General features: G+C 69.8%; 19 protein-coding genes. 8 read left to right on the top strand and 11 right to left on the bottom strand.

The annotated features are described in order from the left end of the window. Positions 1-123 precede the first annotated feature (123 nt). On the top strand, positions 124-642 hold the full coding sequence (locus tag DV707_RS10165) for a DUF5797 family protein (protein WP_103991808.1): 519 nt from the start codon (positions 124-126) through the stop codon (positions 640-642). A gap of 157 nt (positions 643-799) precedes the next feature. On the opposite strand, the gene DV707_RS10170 is transcribed toward DV707_RS10165, so the two are convergent. Further along, entirely contained in the window at positions 800-1,813 is a 1,014-nt protein-coding gene (locus DV707_RS10170; RefSeq protein WP_103991807.1) for a DUF5787 family protein, read from the bottom strand. 18 nt (positions 1,814-1,831) lie between these two features. After that, positions 1,832-2,293 carry a bis(5'-nucleosyl)-tetraphosphatase gene (locus DV707_RS10175; protein WP_103991806.1) on the bottom strand — a complete coding sequence of 154 codons (462 nt, stop codon included), beginning with the start codon at positions 2,291-2,293 and terminating at the stop codon, positions 1,832-1,834. Between the two features lie 470 nt (positions 2,294-2,763). On the opposite strand from DV707_RS10175, the gene DV707_RS10180 reads away from it, so the two are divergent. Next, positions 2,764-3,096: an uS10/mL48 family ribosomal protein gene (locus DV707_RS10180; RefSeq protein WP_103991805.1), complete on the top strand. Its 333-nt coding sequence runs from the start codon at positions 2,764-2,766 to the stop codon at positions 3,094-3,096. Between the two features lie 180 nt (positions 3,097-3,276). On the opposite strand, the gene DV707_RS10185 is transcribed toward DV707_RS10180, so the two are convergent. Continuing rightward, complete coding sequence (locus tag DV707_RS10185) at positions 3,277-3,540, bottom strand: DUF7513 family protein (protein ID WP_103991804.1); 264 nt, start codon at positions 3,538-3,540, stop codon at positions 3,277-3,279. Further along, positions 3,537-5,057, bottom strand: coding sequence for a Na+/H+ antiporter NhaC family protein (locus DV707_RS10190; RefSeq protein ID WP_103991803.1), 1,521 nt, complete (start codon positions 5,055-5,057; stop codon positions 3,537-3,539). The genes DV707_RS10185 and DV707_RS10190 overlap by 4 nt, the downstream gene beginning before the upstream one ends. 133 nt (positions 5,058-5,190) lie before the next feature. Between DV707_RS10190 and DV707_RS10195 the strand changes: the two genes are divergently transcribed. Continuing rightward, entirely contained in the window at positions 5,191-6,462 is a 1,272-nt protein-coding gene (locus DV707_RS10195; RefSeq protein WP_103991802.1) for an amidohydrolase, read from the top strand. Between the two features lie 136 nt (positions 6,463-6,598). Beyond that, positions 6,599-8,971: a DUF7527 domain-containing protein gene (locus DV707_RS10200; protein WP_103991801.1), complete on the top strand. Its 2,373-nt coding sequence runs from the start codon at positions 6,599-6,601 to the stop codon at positions 8,969-8,971. 44 nt (positions 8,972-9,015) lie between these two features. On the opposite strand, the gene DV707_RS10205 is transcribed toward DV707_RS10200, so the two are convergent. After that, complete coding sequence (locus DV707_RS10205) at positions 9,016-9,321, bottom strand: hypothetical protein (RefSeq protein ID WP_103991800.1); 306 nt, start codon at positions 9,319-9,321, stop codon at positions 9,016-9,018. Positions 9,322-9,601: 280 nt separating this feature from the next. On the opposite strand from DV707_RS10205, the gene DV707_RS10210 reads away from it, so the two are divergent. The 3 genes from DV707_RS10210 (at position 9,602) to DV707_RS10220 (ending at position 12,231) form a co-directional block, all read left to right on the top strand. Beyond that, positions 9,602-10,927, top strand: a complete 1,326-nt coding sequence (locus DV707_RS10210; protein WP_103991799.1) for an adenylosuccinate synthase — start codon at positions 9,602-9,604, stop codon at positions 10,925-10,927. Positions 10,928-11,005: 78 nt separating this feature from the next. Continuing rightward, entirely contained in the window at positions 11,006-11,194 is a 189-nt protein-coding gene (locus tag DV707_RS10215) for a methytransferase partner Trm112 (RefSeq protein ID WP_199722983.1), read from the top strand. A 62-nt stretch (positions 11,195-11,256) separates the two neighbouring features. Then, a complete protein-coding gene (locus DV707_RS10220) occupies positions 11,257-12,231 on the top strand; it encodes a DUF7524 family protein (protein WP_136361850.1) in 975 nt (324 codons plus the stop codon). A 30-nt stretch (positions 12,232-12,261) separates the two neighbouring features. On the opposite strand, the gene DV707_RS19185 is transcribed toward DV707_RS10220, so the two are convergent. Next, positions 12,262-12,396 carry a DUF7128 family protein gene (locus tag DV707_RS19185; RefSeq protein WP_268806876.1) on the bottom strand — a complete coding sequence of 45 codons (135 nt, stop codon included), beginning with the start codon at positions 12,394-12,396 and terminating at the stop codon, positions 12,262-12,264. A 116-nt stretch (positions 12,397-12,512) separates the two neighbouring features. On the opposite strand from DV707_RS19185, the gene DV707_RS10225 reads away from it, so the two are divergent. Further along, positions 12,513-14,744 (top strand): AAA family ATPase, encoded by a 2,232-nt coding sequence (locus DV707_RS10225; protein WP_103991797.1) that lies wholly within the window; start codon positions 12,513-12,515, stop codon positions 14,742-14,744. Positions 14,745-14,776: 32 nt separating this feature from the next. Here the strand turns inward: DV707_RS10225 and DV707_RS10230 are convergent, their stop codons facing one another. The 5 genes from DV707_RS10230 to DV707_RS10245 form a co-directional block, all read right to left on the bottom strand. After that, on the bottom strand, positions 14,777-17,632 hold the full coding sequence (locus DV707_RS10230; protein ID WP_103991796.1) for a DEAD/DEAH box helicase: 2,856 nt from the start codon (positions 17,630-17,632) through the stop codon (positions 14,777-14,779). Between the two features lie 75 nt (positions 17,633-17,707). Further along, positions 17,708-17,833 (bottom strand): hypothetical protein, encoded by a 126-nt coding sequence (locus tag DV707_RS19190; protein WP_268806875.1) that lies wholly within the window; start codon positions 17,831-17,833, stop codon positions 17,708-17,710. A gap of 158 nt (positions 17,834-17,991) precedes the next feature. Then, complete coding sequence (locus DV707_RS10235; RefSeq protein ID WP_103991795.1) at positions 17,992-18,831, bottom strand: metallophosphoesterase; 840 nt, start codon at positions 18,829-18,831, stop codon at positions 17,992-17,994. Positions 18,832-18,834: 3 nt separating this feature from the next. Then, a complete protein-coding gene (locus DV707_RS10240; RefSeq protein WP_103991794.1) occupies positions 18,835-20,688 on the bottom strand; it encodes a hypothetical protein in 1,854 nt (617 codons plus the stop codon). Further along, a complete protein-coding gene (locus DV707_RS10245; RefSeq protein ID WP_103991793.1) occupies positions 20,685-21,959 on the bottom strand; it encodes a Single-stranded DNA binding protein in 1,275 nt (424 codons plus the stop codon). The genes DV707_RS10240 and DV707_RS10245 overlap by 4 nt, the downstream gene beginning before the upstream one ends. Between the last annotated feature and the right edge of the window lie 24 nt (positions 21,960-21,983).

A 21,983-nucleotide genomic window follows, 5' to 3' on the forward strand; every position in this document is an offset into this window, starting at 1 on the left:
CCGCCGGACCGGTCGCGTATCCGACAGGGCGGTGTGGTGACGCGCCCCTGACGCGGACGGATTTCGACGCCTCTCCGACGCGGATGTTGAAACGTCTTAGTACCGCGGGACGAACGGGGTGGTGTGACAGAGAATCGAGCCCTCTCAGAGCAGGCCCAAGAACGGCTCGCCGACGTCGTCCGCCTCCAGCCGACGAAGAACAAGGAGCTTCAAGACCAGTGGGGAATGGATTCCGGGAGCGAGGTCCACCAGTACCTCGAAAGCGAACTCAAGGACTACTACTACCGCGACGACAACAGCCTCATCCGCGCGACCGCCGAGGCGGCCGACCTCGTGGACGTCGATCCCGGCGTCGAGGGGGGCGAGGAGGCGGAGGGCGGCGTCCCGTCGGTGATCCGCGTCCCGGAACTCGAAGCGCAGGTGTTCGAGGTCCTTGCGGGTCACGACGAGCGATCCGAGAGCGTCGTGAGCGTCCTCAACAAGGTCCGCGACGCCTTCGACGCGGACCCGCCGGTCGAGGACGTCCGCCAGGCGCTCCAGAGCCTCCGGCGGAAGGGGGCTGTGGAAGTGATCTACCGGACGGTCCCGACGTTCCGCCTCGCCGCGCCGCGCGGGGAGATCGACGTCGAAGTGACGGACTGATACTGATTACTCTTGTCTCTTACCGCCGAGCGCCACCCCCGTTGACAACGCTCGACGGGACAAAGCGAGAGTAATCAGTACGATTCCGTCGGTCCGCGGAGCCGTACGGACGCGACTCCGCGCCTCGTGTCTGACCGGACTCCCGCGCGTCGGGCCGTCACTCCCGTTCGATCTCTCGCTCGCGGACCCGCTCGCGTCGGCGGCGAAGCAGCCGCTTGATTCCCTTTCCGGGCCCGCCCTCGATCGGCCACCCGCGGCTCCGCCAGGCGGGCGGTTCGGGTTCGAACTCCGGACACGACCCGGCGCACTCGGCCGCGGTCTGTGATCGGTCCTTCGCGGCGCAGCGGGGGAGGAGCGCGCGCCCGAACCGCCGGAGCTCGAAGTGCCTGCAGTCCGGTCGCATCGTCTCGTGGTAGGAGCGCCACCCCCGTCCGTAGGCGCGCTCCGCGAGTTCGAGCCGTCGCCGCCGGTGCTCGTCGTCGTTCCCGTCACCTTCGGGCGTCACCTCGCTGGGGTACCACTCGACGGACGCGACCGGCTCGTCGTCGAGTCCGTCGGTCCCGTCGGCGTCGATCGACAGCGTCAGAATTCCGACGTCGACGGGAAGATCCTCCAGCAGCGCGGGCTCGACGCGGCTCCCGGTAGACTCGGTCGCCACCCACACCTCGTCGGCGAGGGCGGTCTCGACGTCGTGTTCCAACTGTCCGGCGAGCGCCCGCGCCGCCGACGCGTCGAGGTCGGGCTTGTTCTCGACGGCGACGATCCGCCGGAGCCAGTCCGGATACGGCGCGATCCGTCTGATCTCGATCCGGTTTCCCCGCCGGCGCTTCTCGACGACGCCGCGGTCGGCCGCCCGGTGGACGGCCGCGCGGACGTACCGCCACGGGTAGCCCGGGTCGGGGAGCGCGTCCCGGTACCACGCCCACTCCTCGGGGGCGTTGCGGACGACGTGCAGGAGGTCCGAATCGAGCTCGCGCCCGCCGAACTGCCGGCGGGCCGCGAGACCCTCGGGGTCGCACTCGAGGACGACGGTGTCCCAGCGGCGCTGCTGCGTTCCGAGCTGTCGCGAGACGAGGACGGGACTCTCGCGGGCCGACTCGGGCGGCCACGACGTCTCCGCCCACCGGCAGACGAGCAGCTCGAACCCGAACTCGGCGTCTCCGGGGTACACGCGTGTCGACTCCGCCGCCTACGCGAGGTACTTCCCGTCCTCGGTCTCGCCGTTCTCGGCGGCCAGTTGATCCAGGTACTCGTGGGCCCGCTCGAATATCTCGCGGGGGCCGTCCTGCGTGATGGTGTTGAGCGCCTGCTCGTAGTCCCGCCACTGGAGGTCGCGGTGCTCGTTCGAGAGCTCCGCGCTCGCCTCGAACGACCGCGCGATGAACAGGTGGACGGTCTTGTGGATCGTCTTGCCGTTCGCCTCGAAGACGTAGTCGTACTCCTCGCGGAACCCGTCGATGAGACGGAAGTCCTCGATCCCCGCCTCCTCTTTCACTTCCCGAATCGCCGTCTGCTGGAGCTCCTCTTCGCCCTCGACCCCGCCTTTGGGGAACTCCCAGTCCCCCGGTCGGCTCTTCAGGAGCAAATACTCCCGTTCGCCGCGGGTGTCGCGGAAGAGGATCGCTCCAGCGCTTACCGCTTCCACTGTCATTAGCTACACAAACCAGACAGGACGTTAAGAGGCTATCGGACGTTGGAGGCGGCGACCCCGGGTGCGGCCGCGAACCGGTCGGACGCCCGCGGCGACGGTCGACTTCATATACGATCGGGCGGCCAGGGGTGCTGTGACGTAGGAGTCACCCCGCGTCGAGTCGCGGTTGCTCGGCACGCCGACGCGGGGACGACGGTGGCGGCCGCCGGTGCAGCGAGGAGCCGGCTGCCGTCCCGTGCGCGTGCCGACTGTTCGCCAGATTGCGTGCCCTAGGAAGGTGAGGTGACGGGGCCTCGGAGTGGCCCGCGGCCCGCTCCGGGAGCTGCGGGACTCCAGTCGGTGCACTCGGTCGTCGCCCGGCGCGGAAGCGGGCGGCTCGCCAGCGACGTCGCCGGCGGGAGCGACCGTCCGATGGATGTACTTTTACCGCTCGGTGCCGACGTCTCTCCTAACCCAGCGAGATCCCAGCCATGACCTTCGTCACGAAGCTCCGCTTCCAGTCGGGGAACCGCTACGAACTGGAATCGGAAGTCTCAGACCTCAAGTCGATGCTCGAACGCAAGGGCGCGGAGTGCAAGGGCCCGCACGCGGACCCGCCCGAGCGAATCACCGTCCCGCAGTACAAGTCGCTGCAGCCCGGCGACGCGTTCTCGGCGTGGGATTACACCGTCTACTCGCGGCAACTCGAGATCCACGGCAACGACCACATCGCTCGCGAAGTCGGTCACATGGACTTCCCCGAGAGCCTCCACGTCGAGATCGAGGTCGAACAGCAGAAGCCCGCCGGCCACCTCCAGAAGTAGCGTCGCGTCGGAACCGGCGACCGAAGCGCGGGATCGTCGTCGACGATATCCGAACCGAAGGATCGTCGTCGGCGACACCCGAACCGCAGGTCGGAGCCCGACGCAGCCGAGGCGTGGGATCGAGATCGACGCCGTAGGCATCCGAATCCGGGATCGGCGCCGACGGATCGAGCCCCGTGGTCAGCCCTCGTTTTGCAGCACTTCGACGACGCGGGCGGTCCCGCGGTGCGTCGACTCGTCGAACGACTCGATCTCGATCGTGACTTTCGCGTCCACGAGCGACTGGTCCGCATCGGGCAGCTCCAGGACCGTGTCGCCGACGCGGACGAGCAACCCGTCGTCGGTTCGACCGGTGACGAACGCCGGGACCTCGTCGCCGACCTCGAAGGACGGCGTCGACGAGCGGAAGCGGAGGCCGGCCAGGAATTTGTCGAGGCGGCTCATACGCGGCTCACCTCCTCGCTCGCGCGGTCGGAGACGTACTCGCGGCCGTAGCCGGTCCACGCCGCAAGCAGGAAGACCGCCACGAGGAACCAGCCGTGGAAGACGAACGGGAACACCGAGGCGGGGTTGACGACCATCGCCTGCGTGAACCACTCGTACTGCTCGGGGAGCCGCTGCATCGCCGAGTAGCCGGCGAGCAGGCCGCCGCCCCACGGGAAGATGTAGCCGAGCGCCGCCGTGTTGGCGTCGAGGATGTTCGCCCGCCGGTAGCCGTTGATGTTGAACCGACGCCCGAGCGTCTTGATGTACGGCGCGATGGCGATCTCGGCGGCGGTGTTGATCGTGATCATCGCGTTGACGATCGCCGTCCCGAGGACCATCGTCGTCTCCGCGCGGCGGACCGAGGTCGCGACGCGTTCGAGCAGGAACTCCTGGATCGCGTCGAAGCCGCCGCCGCGCTGCATCAGCTGTGCCGCCGCGACGATCAGGAGCACGAGGACGATCAGCGGGAAGAAGCCCACCGCGCCGGTGTAGAGGCTCCCCGAGACCGTCGCGCTGCCGGGATCGACGGGGACGACCAGCGCGCCGAGGATCGGGACCGCGTCCATCGACTGGACGAGCGCGGACTCGCGGGACCCCTCGAAGGCGAGGATCGCCGAGGCCTCCGAGAGCCCGAGCACGAGATTCAGTACCACCGAGAGGACGATGCCCCACGAGATCGCCTCGACGATGTGTCGGCCGCGGACCGCGGTCACGATCACGACGGCGATCGAGGCGAGGTGGACCAATCCGAGCGCGGTCCCCTCGCCGCCGGTCGAGGCGGCGGCGACGGACGTGCCCTGCATCGTCTGGCCGACGATCAGGTACGCCGCGAACGCGAAGACGGCCGCGACGATCGCGTACTTGAACCGCGAGGCGACGACGCCGCCGATGTCGGCGTCCTGCGTCACCGCGGAGACGATCGTCGTGTCGCTCACGGGCGCGAGGTTGTCGCCGAAGACCGCCCCCGAGAGGATCGCGCCGAAGAGGAGGATCGGGCTCGCGCCGACCGCGACGCCCGCGGGGAACACCAGGGCGGTGAACGCGATCGCGGTCCCGTAGCCGGTCCCGATCCCCGTCGCCAGGAGCGCCGCGAGGATGAACGTGATCGCGGGGAACAGCGCCGCGCCGACGCGGACGGCTTCTGCGGCCCAGACGAGGCCGTCGACGAAGCCGCCGACCTGGATGGTCTCGGCGAACATCCCCGCCCACAGCCAGGCGACGATCGCGGTCGCGGCGACCCGCTGGGTCATCCCGTCGAAGAGGATGTCGGCGTAGGTCTTCCAGGAGCCGCGGACGAAGAACATCCCGACGATCAGTCCGACCAGGATCCCCACGATGAGGCCGCTGGTGTCGCCGATGCCGAGCAGTCCGCTCTGGACGATCGCCCAGAGGATGAAGAAGGCGATGGGGATCGCACTGGCGGCACGCCCCCCATAGAACCGGAGCGCCGTCGATTCGTCGGTGCTGGTACTCATCGGCCGAGTTGTGGAAAGCGTGCCGGATAAACGAACCGATCCGTCAGGCGATCGGGGCGGGGGTCGGCCGCACGGCCGCGCCCACGGAACCGCTGCCGACGTGATTTTACCGTCCGCCCTCCCAGGAGACGGTATGACCGCGTCCGATCTCGTCGAACTCCGACGCGACCTGCACCGCCACCCCGAACCCGCCTGGCGCGAGTTCTACACCACCGCGCGAATCGTCGAGGAACTGGAGGAACGCGACCTCGACGCGCTCTACGTGGGACCGGAGGCGCTCGCCGAGGGGGACCGCGTGGGCGTTCCCGACGAGGACGAACTCGACGCCTGGCTCGATCGCGCCAGCGACGCCGGGGCGCGAGGAGACGTCTTAGAGCGACTCGCGGGGGGACTCACCGGCGCGGTCGCGGTCGCCGAACGCGGCGACGGCCCCACGGTCGCCCTCCGCGTCGACATCGACGGGCTCCCCATCGAGGAGTCGGCGGCGAACGAGCACCACCCCGCGGCCGCGGGCTTCCGCTCGGAGAACGAGGGCTACATGCACGCCTGCGGCCACGATGCCCACGCGACGATCGGAATCGGCGTTCTGGACGCCGTCCTCGACAGTGACTTCGCCGGCACGCTGAAGGTGTTCTTCCAGCCCGGCGAGGAGCGGATCGTGGGAGGCGAACCGATGGCGAATTCGGGCCACCTCGACGACGTCGACTACCTGCTCGCGGTACACGTCGGTCTGGACCACCCGACCGGCGAGATCGTCGCCGGGGTTGACGGGTTCCTGGCCGTCTCGCAGTTCGAGGCCGAGTTCGTCGGAAATCCCTCGCACGCGGGGGCCCGCCCCGAAGAGGGCGACAACGCGATGCAGGCGGTCGCGACGGCGATCGAGAACCTCTACGGGATCCCGCGGCACGGCGACGGCGCGACGCGCGTCAACGTCGGCGTCGTCGAGGGGGGAACCGCGACGAACGTCGTCGCCGAGCGCGTCGCGATCGAGGGCGAGGTCCGCGGCGAGACCACCGAGCTGATGGAGTATATGGACGACCGGGCCCGCCGCGTCCTCCGGTCGGCGGCCGAGATGCACGGCTGCGACGTCGAGACCGCCACCGCCGGTCGCGCGCCGTCGACGCGGAGCGACGACGGACTCCGCGAGGTCGTCGCGGCCGTCGCCCGCGACACCGACGGGGTCACGTCGGTGCTCGAATCGGACCACCTCGGCGGGAGCGAGGACGCGACGTACCTGATGCGGCGCGTGCAGGAGCGCGGCGGGTACGCGGCGTACGTCGGCGTCGGCACCGACCACCCCGGCGGCCACCACACGGCCACCTTCGACGTCGACGAGGCGAGCATCGACCACGGCGTCGAGGTGCTCTCCCGAGCGGTCGTCGAACTCGGCGCGCGTCGGCCCTGAGCCGATCGCTCGCGCGACGACGGTAACTCTCGCGACAATCTGCCCGGCCGCGTCGCCGATCGGGCGGTGAAACACGTCCGACCACCGTCAGACTCTCCGGAAAGTATTTGATCCGGATTCAGTGATACACACAGGGATGAACAGTCGAACTATCGACGTGGTGACCGACTGGGAGACGGTCGCCGCGCCGGACGGATACGAGGGGCTCCACGAACTCGCCGACGGGGAGTTCAGCGGGGCCGTCTCCGCCGGGATGACCTGGGCGTTCTTCTTGAACGGCCGCGTCGTCGGCGTCTTCGAGGGGGACATCGAGGACTTCGAGCACGCCGAACTGACCGCCTACCGCGCGGCAGATCCGAGCCTTCCGCTCCTGTTCTCGATGCGGGAACGCGGGGGGGAGACACGGGCGAGTTACTACACGAACGAGACGCCGCTGTCGGAGGCGGACGAGACGCTGTCGAACGGCGGCTTCACCGGCTACATCGAGCTTTCCGAGAACGTGCTCTCCGGGGATTACTACGTCGTCTACCACGGCGGGAAGTCGATGAGCGCCGCCTTCGTCGGGAGTTCCGAACGCCTGATCACGGGCGAGGAGGCCTTCGAGAAGGCCGCCGACGAGGTGGGGATCTACGAGGTGATCGACGCCGACGTCGAACTCGTCGAGATTCCGGAACCGCCGTCGGCGGCCGCCGAGGACGACGACGGGGAGTCGCCCGTAGTCGGCGACGCCGGGGGAGAGGACGAAACCGGAGACGGACCCGACGAGGCGGCCGAACGGGGCGACGATATCGAGAGCGAGGCGGACGCGCCGGAGGAGGCCGAACGGGAGGACGAAAGCGAGTCCGACGAGCCCGAGGCCGGACCGGACCCGGTCGCGGAGGCGGAGGCGGACGACGGGACGGAGGCCGAGACGGAAGCCGACGCCGGCGTGGCGACCGCGAAGACCCCCGGCGACGACTCCTCCGAACCGACCGCGCGGGACGCCGATCGAGAGGACCCGTCCCCGCGGGCTGACGCCGAGGAAGAGTCGGCCGAGCGGGATCCGCGGGGACCGGACGCCGACGCGACGGCGGAAACGGGGACGACGGATGGCGAGAGCGAGACGACCCCGGACCGTCCCGCCGACCCGGCGTCCGACGGCCAGCGCCCCGAACGGTCGCAACCCGAGGCGACGGCGGACGCCGGCCCCGACGAAGCCGCCGTGCCGGAGGGACCGGCGGCCGCCGGAGCGGAGACCGACCAGTCGAGCGGGGGGAGCGCCGTCTTCTCCGACGAGGAGCGCTGGCGCGAGGCGAAGACCATCCCGTCGCTCGACCCGAGCGCGTCCAGCGGGAACGGGACCACCGGCGGGACGGGCGGCGAGGAGTCCGAGCGGCGGTCCGCGCGCGAGCGCGTCGCGCGGATGCAGCGGGACCGGAGCGCGCGCAAGGCTGCTCGCGAGCGCGCGGGGTCTGCGTCTCAGACGTCGGCGTCACCGGCGAAGGCGAGCGCGCGGGAGTCCTCTCCGGCGGCGGGTGAGGGGATCGAGCGCCTGAAGAAACGACTCTCGCGGGCACGGGACAGGGTCGAATCGCTCGAAGCCGAGCGGGAGGAACTGGCAGCGGAACGGGACGAACTCGAATCAGAGCGCGCCGAGAGAGACCAGCGGATCGAGGAACTCCAGGCCGAGCGCGAGGAGCACCGCGAGCGCATCGAAGAACTCGAAGCCGAACGCGACGCCCTCGAAGCGGAGGTCGAACGTCTCGAATCGGAACTCGAAGCGGTCTCGTCGGATGGGGAAGTCGCGGGGGAGGCGACGATGTCGCCCGAACAGGCGCTCTCGGGGACGAACCTGTTCGTCCGGTACGACCGGAAGGGAGAGGCGACGCTGGAACACGCACACGACGGCGAGGCCACGCGCGAGGACGTCAGCGGCAACCTCCGGCTCGAACACCACACCACCTTCGAGACCGACGGACTGGTCGTCGACGGGCGCCCGTACGCGGAGTTCTTACACGACAGCACCGAGTACTCCTTCGCGCACTGGCTCGTGACCGACCTGCTCTATGAGATCGGCCAGACCGGAAACCGTTCGGGGCTCGCGGGCGTGTTCGACGCGATACCCGACGTCGACCGCATCGAACTGTACGGCACGGTCGGCGTCGAGACCGACGAGGGCGTCGAGCAGCGCGACTTCGACGTCATCTTCCGCGACAAGATGGGCGATCCGCTGTTCGTCGCGGACATCAACGCCTCCAGGAACGCGACGACGGAGGCGATGGTCGACTCGCTCGTGACCAACACCGGCACCATCGCGGCCGAGGACGACTCGCTCGCGGCGGGGTTCTACGTCACCGAATCCTTCTACGAACCGGGGGCGCTGGAGACGGTCGCAGAGGAGACCGGCGGCGGACTGCTCTCTCGGTCGAGCAAACTGTCGTACGTGAAACTGTCGCGAAAGCGCGGCTACCACCTCTGTCTCGCCGAGGCGCGAAACGGCGAGTTCCACCTGAACGTCCCGGATCTATAGGATTCGGGACGGAGACGAGATACGGAAAAACGCTCGACTGGGCGTCAGTTCTCGACTTCGACGGTCTCTTCGATCTTCATCTCGTCGAGTTTGTCGACGATCTCGTCGAGTTTCCCGTCGAGTTCGTCGACGAACTCCGCGGTCCGTTCGGTCGTGATCGCACCCTGGCTCGACGGTTCGATGAGGTTCTCCTCTTCGAGGACGCGGAGCGAATAGCGCACCTTGTGGTGGGGGTAGCCGGTCTCGTTCGACATCTTCACGATCCCGATGGGTTCGCTCTCGATGACCATTCTCAGGACCTGCAAGTGGCGTTCGAGCATATCCACTTCCTTTTCGAGTCGGTCTATCATGTCATCTGTTAACTTGTCTGGGCAGGATTTAAATGTTGCCCTCCGGACCGCAGAACCGGCCGACGAGGGTCGGAACTCCCGACCCGCACGGGTGTTGTTACCGAGTACGAGCGGGGGTGTAAATAACGGTTCGGGTCGATTCTCACGCGGCGCATCGGTGGGGCCTCGCGCGAGGGGGTCCGTCGGGACCGGGCGGTGGAGTCGTCCGGTCGAGCCGTCCCGATCCTCCGGACGTTCGCGGACCGTAATGGGTTTTACGGGGCGCGGAGAACCGGCGTGTATGACCGTCACGATCGTCGGCTCCCAGCTCGGCGACGAGGGCAAGGGCGCGCTCGTCGACCTGTGGGGAGGCGACGCCGACGTCGTCGCCCGGTATCAGGGCGGCGACAACGCCGGCCACACCGTCGTCGAGGGCGGCGACGAGTACAAGCTTTCGCTGGTGCCCAGCGGCGCCGTCCGCGACAAGGTCGGCGTGCTCGGAAACGGCTGCGTCGTCAACCCGAAGACGCTGTTCTCGGAGATCGACGACCTCCGCGAGCGGGGGCTCGACCCGGACGTCCGCGTGGCCCGTCGCGCGCACGTGATTATGCCGTATCACCGTCGGCTCGACGGCATCGAGGAGGAGGCGAAGTCCGACTCCGACCTCGACGCCGGAACGACGGGTCGCGGGATCGGCCCGACCTACGAGGACAAGGCCGGCCGCCGCGGCATCCGCATCGGCGACCTGCTCGACCCGGACGTGCTCCGCGACCGCCTCGAGTACGTCGTCCCCCAGAAGCGCGCGCTGGCCAGAGAGGTCTTCGGGGTCGATCCCGGCGAGGCCTTCGACGTCGACGCCGTCTTCGAGGAGTACCGCGAGATCGGCGAGCGTTTGAAAGAGGAGTCGATGACCGTCAACGCCGGGGAGTTCCTCGGCTCGCACCTGGACGACGGCGACGACGTCCTCTTCGAGGGCGCCCAGGGCACCTCGATCGACATCGACCACGGAATCTACCCGTACGTCACCTCCTCGAACCCGACCGCCGGGGGGGCCTCCACCGGAACGGGGATCGGCCCGACCGTCGTCGGCCGCGGCGAGGTCGTCGGCATCGTCAAGGCGTACCTCTCGCGGGTCGGTACCGGGCCGCTCCCGACGGAACTGACCGGCGACGACGAGGACCTCGCCGACTACATCCGCGAGAAGGGCGGCGAGTTCGGCACCGTCACCGGCCGTCCCCGCCGGATCGGCTGGCTCGACATTCCGATGCTTCGCCACGCTTCCCGCGCCAACGGGTTCACCGGCATCGCCGTCAACCACATCGACGTCCTCGCCGGCCTCGAGGAGGTAAAGGTGGGACACTCCTACGACCTCGACGGCGAGGAGCTGTTCACGATGCCCGCGACGACAGAGCGCTGGGGTCGCTGTGAACCGAACCTCCGCGAGTTCGACACCTGGCCGGAGGTCGACTGGACGGCCGTCGCCGAGGAGGGCTACGACGCCATCCCCGAGAACGCGCGGACGTACCTCGAGTACGTCTCCGAGGAGGTCGGCGCCCCGGTCTACGCCGTCGGCGTCGGCCCCGACCGCGCGGAGACGATCGAACTGGCGAACCCCTTCGAGGCGTAGGCGCGCGCTCGTTCCGGAGTTGGCCGCGGAGGTCGCGAACCCGTAGCCTTTTCACCGCCGCTTTCCTTCCGTAGCGTGATGAAAGAGTCTCTGATGGACATCCTCTGTGACCCCCTCGACAAGAGCGACCTCGAACTCGAAGTCGACGAGCGCGACGGCGAGGAGATCATCGAGGGACGACTCGTCGGAACCGTCACGGGCGAAGTGTACCCCATCGAGGACGGCATTCCGAACCTGCTGCCGCCGGACATGCGCGACGAGGAGTGAGCGGGGACGGCCACCGTAGTACACCCTGAACGCTTTTACTCGTCGCCTCCGTTGTCACCGACGTGTCAGAACCGCTCCGGGTGGAACTGAACCGCGAGTCCGTCCACGCCATCGACGTCCCCGACTCGTTCACCGCGGAGGGGCCGTTCCACGTCGAACTCCGCAACGACGGCGGCGCGGCCCACGTTCACCTCCACCTCGACGACGACCTCTCGCGCGTCGCACGGCTCGACGACGTGAACCACTTCGTCGAGGCGGGTGCGAGAAAGCGGGTCCCGATCGGTGTCCGCCCGAATCTCGACCCGCGCACGGGGCGACTCAAGATCGTTTCGGGATACGGCGCGGAGGAAGCGTACGTGGACCTCACCGTCGTTCCGAAGTCGAGCGGGCGCGTGGACGCCGGGCGGACGCGGGACCGGCGAACCGGTCCGGGAGACCGCGCCGAGAGCGACGCGGCGGACTCCGCACGGGGACCGTCGGCACCGTCGCGGGCGGGAGGGGAGTCGAGCGAGGACGCCTCGCCGGGCGGAGCCACGGCGCCGGGCGGGTCCGGGGAACGCGACGGGGACGAAGTGAGCGGGGAGTCCGCGACGGCGGCAGACGGGTCCGCGGCGCGGGACCGACGCGTCGCCTCGGCCGGGGCGTCGACGGGCGATGAGGCGGGAGCGAGAAACGACAGAACGGGATCGAGAAACGACGGAGCGGAGCCGTCGAATCGAGCCCGCTCGACGTCCCCCGACGAGGGTGGGACCGCAGGCTCCGCGGCGGGGTCGACGGTCAGCGCGGCCGCGAGCCGATCGGGGTCTCGATCCACGCGTGAGGGGCTGAGAGACGCCGCCAGTCTCGAATCGCTGCCGAGTGGCGTCTCCGCCTGGCGGGAATCGCCCGAGGCGATCACGTTCCTCGCGCTGGCCGTCGTCGCGGTGGTCGTCGGCGTCGGCGTTATCGCCGTCGTCGGCGAACTCCTGCTCGCGTTCGTCGTCGCCGCCGTCGTCGCGGGGGCCGTCGCGGTCGCCGGGTGGCTCCTGCTCGGGTAGCGCTTCGCCGCCGCTCGCGGAGCGCGCCCCTCACTGGAGGTAGGACGGGTCCTCCGCGTCGCAGTTTTCTTCGTGGGCTTTCGCGTCGTCCTCGTCGTCGAGCAACAGTCCGCACTCCTCGCACTCGTACCAGGTCTGGCCGTCCCGTTCGACGGTCGATACCATACCGTGAGCCACGTTGCCACGACTCAAAACGCTTCCCCCGTGACGCGTCGGCGGGCGAAACGCGCGACCGCGCTCTCTCGGGCAAGACAAAAGACCGGGCGAGCCGAATCGGGGGTATGAGCGCGGACGACGCCCTCGAACTGACCGTTCGCGGGGCCGAAAAGCGAGACGCCGGGCGCGGCATCGCCCGGCTTCCGGAACCGGCGCGACGACGCCTGGGCGTCCTCAGCGGCGACACCGTCGTCGTCGCCGGCGAGCGAGAGACCGTGGCGAAGGTGTGGCCCGCGGGCGGCGACGTCCCGAACGACGTCGTCCTCGTCGACGCCGACACGCGGACGAACGCCGGCGCGAAGATCGGAACGACCGTCGAGGTTCGGAAGGTCGACGTCGACGACGCCGACTCGGTGACGCTGTCGATGCCCGAGGACGTCGCCTTCGCGGACGACGACCGCGCGGTCGAACTGATCAAGCGAGCCATCCGCGACCGGCCGATCAAGCCGGGCGGCCAGATCCACTTCGAGACGCTGAGCGACGACCCGTTCGTGGTCTCGGAGACGGTTCCGGAGGGGATGGTCCGCGTCACCGACGAGACGGAGCTCCGACTGACACGCGAGGGGCGGCTGAGTCGCGTCGTCTCCTCCATCTCGGAGGGCGTTCGGGGCTCCGGCGGCGCCCGAGGGTCCGGCGGCGACGACGGCGGCCGAGGCGGGGGTGGGAGCGGAAGCGGCGGCACGGGCGGCGTCGCCGCCGACAGCGGCGTGTCGATCACCTACGAGGACATCGGCGGCCTCGACGAGGAACTCGACCTGGTCAGGGAGATGATCGAACTCCCGCTCTCGGAGCCGGAGGTGTTCGCCCACCTCGGGATCGACCCGCCGAAGGGAGTGCTCCTTCACGGGCCGCCGGGAACCGGGAAGACGCTGATCGCGAAGGCCGTCGCCAACGAGGTCGACGCCACGTTCGTCGACGTCTCCGGGCCCGAGATAATGTCGAAGTACAAGGGCGAGTCCGAGGAGAAACTCAGAGAGAAGTTCACCGACGCCCGCGAGAACGCGCCGGCGATCGTCTTCTTCGACGAGATCGACTCGATCGCGAGCAAGCGCGACGACGGCGGCGACGTGGAGAACCGCGTCGTCGGACAGTTGCTCTCGCTGATGGACGGCCTCGACGCCCGCGGCGACGTCGTCGTCATCGGCGCGACCAACCGGGTGGACACGCTGGATCCGGCGCTGCGCCGCGGCGGCCGCTTCGACCGCGAGATCGAGATCGGCGTGCCGAACGAGCAGGGGAGAAGAGAGATACTCGACGTCCACACCAGGCGGATGCCGCTTTCCGACGACGTCGACGTCGACCGACTGGCCGCGCGAACGCACGGCTTCGTCGGCGCGGACCTCGAATCGCTGACGACGGAGGCGGCGATGATCGCGCTCCGTCGCGGGCGGCGGGCCGACGCCGAGGCGCCGATCACGGATCTGGAGGTGACCCGATCGGACTTCGAGGCGGCGATGGCCGCGGTCGAACCCTCGGCGATGCGGGAGTACGTCGCGGAGTCGCCGACGACGACGTTCGACGACGTCGGCGGCCTCGACGAGGCGAAGCGGACCCTCGAACGCGCCGTGACGTGGCCGCTGACGTACGGCCCGCTGTTCGACGCCGCGAAGGCGGACCCGCCGACGGGCGTCCTCCTGTACGGCCCGCCCGGCACCGGAAAGACCCTCCTCGCGCGCGCCATCGCCGGCGAGAGCGGCGTCAACTTCGTCCAAGTCGCGGGCCCCGAACTGCTGGACCGCTACGTCGGCGAGTCCGAGAAGGCGGTGCGAGAGGTGTTCGAGCGGGCGCGACAGGCCGCCCCGGCGATCGTCTTCTTCGACGAGATCGACGCCGTCGCGACGAACCGCGACGCCGCGGGCGGCGACTCCGGCGTGGGCGAGCGCGTCGTCTCGCAACTGCTGACCGAACTGGATCGGCTGGCCGACCACCCGAACCTGGTGGTCCTCGCCGCGACAAATAGAAGAGGAGCGCTCGATCCCGCCCTCCTGCGACCCGGTCGGCTGGAGTCGCACGTCGAGGTCCCCACGCCGGACGAGGCGGCCCGGCGGGAGATCGTCGACGTTCATCTGGAGGGAAAGCCGCTCGCCGACGACGTCGACCGCGACGAACTCGCCGCGGCGACCGAGGGCTACTCGGGGGCGGACGTCGCCGCCGTGGTCCGCGAGGCGGCGATGCGCGCGATCGAACGCGTCGCGACGGCCTACGAGGGCGAGGCCGCCAACGAACACGCCGACGAGGTCGTCGTCTCCGGAGCGGACTTCGAGGCGGCGCTGGAGGCGGTCGGGCCGTCGGGGTAAGTCGCTGTCTTGAACGCGCGTGGGTGTCGACCTCAGTCCCAGAACGACTGCGTCCGCGCGTACTGCCGCTCCTGTTCGAGGATGTCGCGGTAGAAGTCGGCCTCGTCCTCCCGCAGTTTCCCGATGATCCGGGCGGCCGTCTGCGGCCCGACGCCGCGCCCGGCGAGCGCGATCACGGCCTGCTTGCCGTGGCTCTGGACGAGACTCGCAGAGCGGTAGGCCCGCTCGACGAGGCGCTCTTCCTCGTCGTCGCGCTCGTCGGGATCGGCGCGGACCGCCGCGGGCGTCTCCTCGTCCCACGGATTGAGACAGGCGATCCGGGTCGCGCCGCACTCGGGGCACTCGGGCTGGTCGCGCACGCGACGCACCTTCGTCGTGTGTTCCCACTCCGAACAGTGGAGACAGAGCAGCCGGACGCGGTCGTTTCGAATCCGCTCTTCGATCGCCTCGATCACGCTCGCGTCGGCGTTCTCGGGGACGAGCAGTTCGCGGCCGCTGGAGCGGCCGTCGACCCCGATCGGCGTCCGCTCCCGGGCGGTCGCCAGGGTGAGACGCTCTTTCTCGTCCCGGAGCCGGTCGAGCAGGTCCGCCGTCTCCTCGACGGCGAGGTCGACGTGGAACACCTCCCGGACGGCCTCGTCGTAGACGGGCGTGTCCTCCAGCGCCGCGAGCAGGCGATCGGCACCGAAGCGCTCTCGGCCCTGGTAGCGCTTGAGCGCGCCGAACTTCGCGGCGACCTGCGCGAGCGTGAACTTCAGCGCGTCGGAGTTCTTTAACGCGAGTTCGAGCACGGCCTCGACGTGGTCTGGATCGGTCGTCTCCAGCACCTCGACGACGTCGCGGGCGGACGCCCGCGAGGAGACCTCAAGTTCGATCCGGTAGGGGCTGATCTCCATCCCCACCGACGTGCCGGTTCGCTGCCCGACGAGCGCCGCGAGCAGTCGACCCAGCGTCTCGTTGACGCGGTGGCCGTACGGGCTGTTCAGCACGACCTGCCGGGCTTGCCCCTCGACGACGAGCCTCTCGGCCGTCGGAACCGGGTGGCCGGCCTCGACCTGCCGCTCGATGGGTTCGAGCGCCGCTTCGAGCGTCGCCGCGTCGGTCGGATATCTGGCCCGAAGGTCGCGGGCGACCGCCGCCCGCGACGCCCCGCTCTCGAACTGCCCGGCGGCGACGTCGCGGATCTCGCCCACCTCGTTGGCGACGGCGGCCGGGACGGGGATCTCCGAGCCGGTCCAGGAGGGGACCTCGCCGCTCGGGTCCTCGATCGGCGTGACGTTCACCCGCGCCTCCTCGTCGTCGATGTCGTTGATCCGCCACATCTCGCCGCGCTGGACGAACGCCGCGCCCGGTTCGGCGAAGTTGACGACGAAGCGTTCGTCGAGCGTGCCGATCTGTCCCCGCGAGGAGATGTCGTGGACGTCGTAGGTCTCCTCGTCGGGGATCATCGAGAGGTTGGCGTAGAAGTACTGCCACGTCCCCCCGGACTTCTCAAGGCGGTCGGCCTCTTCGTCGAGCCACAGCAGGCGGTTCTTCGAGAGCTCTCTGACCACCTCGCGGAACGTCTCCGTATCGAGGTCCGAGAACGGATACGCCGCGGTCACGAGGTCGTAGGCCCGTCGCGCCGACACCTCGCCCTCGTCCATCACGACGCCGACGATCTGGTTGGCGACGGTGTCGAGGCTGGCGTGGTGGATCCGCGCGGGTTCGACTTCCCCGTCCTCCGCACGCCGGGCGATCGCGAGGGCTTCGAGCGTGTCGTCGGGGGAGGAGGTGACGAGCGTTCCCCGCGAGACCTCGTCGCGGCGGTGGCCCGCGCGGCCGACGCGCTGGAGGAGCCGCGAGACCTCTCTGGGACTGCCGTACTGCACCACGTGATCGACCCGGCCGACGTCGATTCCGAGTTCCATCGACGACGTGCAGACCAGGGCGTCGAGGTCGCCCGACTTGAACCGGTCCTCGACGTCGATCCGGACGTCCTTCGAGAGCGACCCGTGGTGGACCTCGATCGGCTCTCCGAGGGTCTTGAACCGCGAGCCGAGCGCTTCGGCCGTCTGTCGGGTGTTCACGAACACCAGCGTCGACTCGTGGTCGCGGACGACGTCCCGGATGGCCCGAACGTGGCTCCCGATCTCGTCGTCGGTGGCGAGTTTGCCGGCCAGCTTCTCGTCCTCGGGCGTTATCTCGGGGTGCGTGACGGTGAACGAGACGTCGCTGCCGACGTCGACCTCGACGATCTCGAAGTCCCGATCGCCGGTCAGAAACTTCCCGACCTCTTCGGGGGAGCCGACCGTCGCCGAGAGGCCGATCCGCTGGAACGGCCCCGCGAGCGCCCGCAGTCGCTCTAACGCGACGGTCAACTGCGCCCCGCGCTTCGCGGAGGCGAGTTCGTGGACCTCGTCGACGACGACGTGGCGGACGTCCGAGAGCGCGCGTCTGAGTTTCTTGCCGGTCAGCATCGCCTGCAGCGTCTCCGGCGTCGTCACCAGCACGTCCGGGGGGTCGTCGGCCTGCTTGCCCCGCTGGTATTGGGTCGTGTCGCCGTGGCGGACGTCGATCTCGACGTTCAGCGTCTCTCCCCACCATTCGAGGCGCTGTCGCATATCTCGGTTGAGCGCCCGCAGCGGGGTGATATATAACGCAGAAAGGCCCTCGCGCTCGTCGGGGCCGGAGCGGACGATGGCGTCGAGGACGGGCAGCATCGCCGTCTCCGTCTTGCCCGTTCCGGTGGGCGCGATCACCAGGGCGTTCTTTCCGGCCGCGAGAGGGGGGATGGCGCGGCGCTGCGGCTCCGTCGGCGTCTCGAAGCCGCGGTCGGACAGCGCCGCGCGGACCGGTTCGCCGAGCGACGTGAAAGCGTCCATCCTCTGCGACGCGCCCTCTGACATCGGTGGCACTTCCGGCGCGAGCGGATTAAGCGCAGCGTTCGATCCGGACGAGCCGATCGAAGCGCAGCGAGCGCGTCACTCCCCGAGAAACCGGAGCGCGCCGCCGACGGCCGCGACGAGAGCGCCCGTGATGAAGGTCCCCGGAAGCGGAAGTGCGAAGAGCAACCCACCGGCCAGCACCACTTTCGTCGACGTTCTCATACGGGCGATTTCGTCCAGAGAGGGAAAAAGAGAGCGCCGGCGCCCCCGAGGAGTGGAACCTCGTCGTCGCCGCCGTCGGCGGGGCGGTCCTCTACGCGCTTGGCCTCCTCGTCGGCGCGGTTTGAGCGGCGAAGCCGGCGCGTCGACGCTCCATCGGATCAGACCGACCGGTACGGACCCAGTCTGGTTCCGTCCAAGAGGAACGCCTCCGTCCCGTCGTCGACCAGAGCGTCGGGGAGGAACGGCGACAGGAAGCCCTGGCCGTCGACGTTCACCCAGGTGCCGCCCGAGCGGTCGTTGAACGCCGGGAACACCACGATCTCGGGATCCCGCCAGTCGAGTTCGTCGACGTCGAGGTCCAGGTGCTCGGCGAACGGCTCCGAACGGAGCGGCCCGCGGAGCCAGGCGCGCTCTTTGCGCCCGCCGCCGACGCTGTCTTCGAGGCGGACGGCGGGGTGCTCGTGGCCGACGCAGACCACGTCGCTCTCGACGACCTCACGCGCGGGCCAGGTGTGTCCGTGGACGAACCCGATCCGACCGAGTCGGACCCCGCCGCTGTCGGTGATCCGGAGCCGATCCGCGTCGATCGACTCGAACCGCGCCGGGACGCCGACGTCGTGGTTGCCGCGGACCAGCGTCACGGAGACGCGATCGAGCACGGCTTCGAGCAGTTCGTCGAGTTCCTCGGCCTCTGCGTCGTTCGATCCGCCGATCCGGTGGCCCAGGTCCCCGAGGACGACCAGCCGGTCCGGATCGACCCGGTCGAGGAGGCCGAGCAGTCGGACCCGACGGACGGCGGCGTTGCTCTCCAGTTCGACGCCGCGCTCGTAGCGCAGGCCCGCCTCGATGCCGGCGTGGTAGTCGGCGACGACGAGCGCCCGCTCGCCGTCGATTCGAGCGACTGCAGCGGGCTCGCCCGGAACCGGCTCGACGAGCGGGTCGGATCGGTCGGCGGGTTCCGCAGTCGACGCCGAGACGTCCGAATCGGAGGGGGGCACGGCTCAGATCGACTTCAGCGTCCCCTCGTTGGGTTCGTAGCACATCCCGCTCATCAGCGCCTCCTGGATGGCCTCGGCGACGTCGTCGGGGTCCGCGCCGTACTCCTCGACGACGGCCGCGACGACGGCCTCGCGGTCGGCCCCGTCGCCGTCGTCGAGGTCGGCCATCACGGAGACGGCGGCGTCTTCGAGGTCGACGTCGGCGGCCGATTCCGACTCGGCGGGGGTCGCCTCCGACTCCGCGCCGCCGGCGTCCGACGTCGCTCCGGTGGCTGCCGCGTCGCTTCCGGGTTCCTCCGAGGCAGCTCCGGCGTCTTCCGTCGAGAGTCCGGCGCCCTCCGTGGCGGCTCCGGCGTCCGCGTCGCTCTCGGCAATCGCCTCGTCTTCTTCCCCGGCGGCGTCGGCGGTATCGCCCTCGATCTCCGACTCCAGTTCGTCGACGTCGGGCACGTCGATGTCGGCCTCGCCCGGCTCGTCGACCTCGTTGCCGGTCTCGAACTCCGTGCCGTACTCGGCCTCGATCTCGGCGCGCTCCTCCTCGTCGAGCTCGTACATCTCGTCGTCGGCGATCCCGGCACCGGCGTCGGTCGAGGACTCCTCCGTCTCGGTCCCGAAGTCTCCGAGGTCGCCGGCTTCCGGCTCCTCGGAGTCGTCCGCGGGTGGCTCGGCGGCGGCGTCTTCGGACGACGAACCCGTCGCTTCGACGGAAGACGTCGTCGGTTCGGCGTCGGTCGCCGAACCCTCGGTGGCGGACTCACTCTCCCCGGCGAGGACGTCCGACTCGTCGACGGCACTCGGCGAGTCGGAGACGCTGGCTTCGTCGGCGGTGCTCGGCGAGTCGGAGTCGCTCTCGGCAGCAACGTCCGTAGACGGTGTTTCCTCTGCGGTGTCTGCGGACGGGGACGTCTCCGCGGAATCAACCGGGCCCTCGGCAGCGGCCGTCGCTTCGTTGCTCCCGGCGGCCGTCGTCTCGCTGCTCTCTTCGACCGCCGTCTCGCTGCTCTCGGCGGCCGTCGTTCCCCCGGGGGCCGTTTCCTCGCCGCCTTCGGCGACGCCGGCGGTTTCTCCCTCCGCTTCGGACGCCTCGTCGTCGACCGGAACCGCCGCGGCCGCGTCGCCGGGTGCCGCAGACGACGCGGCGACCGCCGGCAGCGGGCCGAGTTCCCGCGATCCCGGGTCGTTCGGGGAGGCGGTCGGCGCCTCGACGGCGTCGCGTTCGCCGGCGACCAGTTCGAGCGCCTGGACCGCCATCGACCGGATGCCTTCGAGGTAGTGCTCGGTCGGCCCGTAGTGATCGATTGCGAGCGCGACCCCCTGTGCGAGCGCGGACTCGACGCCGCGGGACTCCAACGCCGCGGTCAGGTCCTCGCCGCGGACGTCGAGGTCCAGCGCCGCGGCGGTCGTCGCGACGCGTTCGAGCGTCGCCTCCGCGGCGGCGACGACCCAGCGGTCCCGGGTGTCGGCGTCGACCTCGTTGAGGCTCTCGGGCCTGACGGAGGTGAATATCCGATCCGAGTCCTCCGGCTGGTAGGTCCGGGCCTTGCCCGTCAGAGAGACGAAACACGGCGGCGTGGCTCGATCGAGGAAGTTCATCGCGTCCGGCTGGTACTGGCCGGCGTAGGAGACGAAGGCGCCGGTCGGGTCGGCGATCCGTCCGCGGAGGATCTCCTCGTTGACCTGTTCGACCTCGGTGAGCGCGCCGACGGCGAACAGCCGGTTGACGCGCGCGCCGGTCGGCGTCACCACGTAGTTCGGCGCGCGCTCGTCGTCGCCCTCCGAGTACGACAGCGTCGCGTCGTCGAACTCGGCGGCGAAGAGGCGGCGGGCCACCTCCCGCCCCTGGGGCGCGTCGCTCACGAGCGCACCTCCGCGAGCAGGGCGGTGGCACGCGCGCCCGGATCGTCGCTCGCGCGCTCGAACTCGCTCGCCTCGACGCTCGCGCCGTAGTCGTCGACCGAGAGGTTCCCGCGGACGCGGTACTCCCGACCGACGATCCGCTCGCGGATCTCGTCGGCGACGACCTCCTTGTCCATCGCGTCGCGGGCGGCCGTCATCGCCTCTTCCATCGTGCCGCCGTAGAGTTCCTCGGTGAGGTCGCGGTCGAGCACCGCCGTCACCGTGCCGGTGCCGTCGTCGACGATCGCCTTCACGCGCATGTCGTCCTCGCCGTCGACGTCGCCGTGGCTCCGGCACTGGCCGTTCTGGAGCACGCGCCCGCACTCCGGACAGCGCTCGATGAGCCCCGAGCCGTCGCGGACTTCGAGGACGTTGCCGACGAGTTCGACGTCGAAGAGGCCGCCGGAGCCGACCGCCTCGGCGATGCCCATCCGCGGGGCCTCGTCGTCGACCTCGACGTCTCTCGCGAGCGGAGTGACCGTCGTGAACTCCGAGAGGTTCACCTGCGGGACGCCGCGGAACTCCCGGACGTACACGTCCTCGAACCGGAAGTCGTGGCCCTCGCGGAGTTCCGAGCGGGCCTTCCAGTCGGTGAAGGGGAGCCGTCCGGTCTCGTCGGCGACGACGCCCGAGCGGATCGTGGTCTCGCCGTCCCGGCCGTCGATGACGCGCTCCTCGGATTCGAGGACGCGCACTTCGACGTTCCGGCCGCGGTCGCCCGACCGGAGGTCGACGAGGTCCGAGTCGCCGCCGACCTCGTAGGGGGTCTCGACGGGCGTCGTCTCGACGGCGACCGTCGAAGACTGGCCGACGTTCAGTTCGGGCCGGCCGTCCCACTCGCGGACGCCGGCGTTGCCGACGGTGATCGAGTCGCCGGGCTCGAAGCCGAAGTCCTCCCACGCGGTGTAGGAGATCGTCCCGGTCTCGTCGGCGAACTCGCCCTCGCGGATGACCTGTTCTTCGCCCTGGTACTGGATCGATCGCTGGCCGACCGAGAGCACCCGCACGGTCACGGTGACGTTCCCGTCCTCGGGCGTGACGTCGGCGACGTCCTTCGTCGTGGGCGTCGCGTCGCCGCCGCCGCCGTCGCCGCCGTGCTTGCGGCGGACGCTCTGTTTGGCCTCGTCGATCGGCACGCTGTACGACAGCAGGTTCTCCAGATCGGATCGAACCTCCGCTTTGTCAACCCCGAGGGCGGAGGCGAGCTCCTCGGCGTGTTCGTCTACGTCCATCGTCGTCGAACCTACAGCCGCCTG

The sequence above is a fragment of the Halobellus limi genome, assembly GCF_004799685.1.
GTDB lineage: Archaea > Halobacteriota > Halobacteria > Halobacteriales > Haloferacaceae > Haloquadratum > Haloquadratum limi.

Bases quoted from the DNA above. Each gene is read 5' to 3' on its own strand.
- DV707_RS10215 (WP_199722983.1), top strand. From the start codon at position 11,006: ATGAAAGAGTCTCTGATGGACATCCTCTGTGACCCCCTCGACAAGAGC.
- DV707_RS10180 (WP_103991805.1), top strand. From the start codon at position 2,764: ATGACCTTCGTCACGAAGCTCCGCTTCCAGTCGGGGAACCGCTACGAA.
- DV707_RS10175 (WP_103991806.1), bottom strand. From the start codon at position 2,293: ATGACAGTGGAAGCGGTAAGCGCTGGAGCGATCCTCTTCCGCGACACC.
- DV707_RS10190 (WP_103991803.1), bottom strand. From the start codon at position 5,057: ATGAGTACCAGCACCGACGAATCGACGGCGCTCCGGTTCTATGGGGGG.
- DV707_RS10185 (WP_103991804.1), bottom strand. From the start codon at position 3,540: ATGAGCCGCCTCGACAAATTCCTGGCCGGCCTCCGCTTCCGCTCGTCG.
- DV707_RS10225 (WP_103991797.1), top strand. From the start codon at position 12,513: ATGAGCGCGGACGACGCCCTCGAACTGACCGTTCGCGGGGCCGAAAAG.
- DV707_RS19190 (WP_268806875.1), bottom strand. From the start codon at position 17,833: ATGAGAACGTCGACGAAAGTGGTGCTGGCCGGTGGGTTGCTCTTCGCA.
- DV707_RS10205 (WP_103991800.1), bottom strand. From the start codon at position 9,321: ATGATAGACCGACTCGAAAAGGAAGTGGATATGCTCGAACGCCACTTG.
- DV707_RS10230 (WP_103991796.1), bottom strand. From the start codon at position 17,632: ATGTCAGAGGGCGCGTCGCAGAGGATGGACGCTTTCACGTCGCTCGGC.
- DV707_RS19185 (WP_268806876.1), bottom strand. From the start codon at position 12,396: ATGGTATCGACCGTCGAACGGGACGGCCAGACCTGGTACGAGTGCGAG.
- DV707_RS10245 (WP_103991793.1), bottom strand. From the start codon at position 21,959: ATGGACGTAGACGAACACGCCGAGGAGCTCGCCTCCGCCCTCGGGGTT.
- DV707_RS10200 (WP_103991801.1), top strand. From the start codon at position 6,599: ATGAACAGTCGAACTATCGACGTGGTGACCGACTGGGAGACGGTCGCC.
- DV707_RS10195 (WP_103991802.1), top strand. From the start codon at position 5,191: ATGACCGCGTCCGATCTCGTCGAACTCCGACGCGACCTGCACCGCCAC.
- DV707_RS10210 (WP_103991799.1), top strand. From the start codon at position 9,602: ATGACCGTCACGATCGTCGGCTCCCAGCTCGGCGACGAGGGCAAGGGC.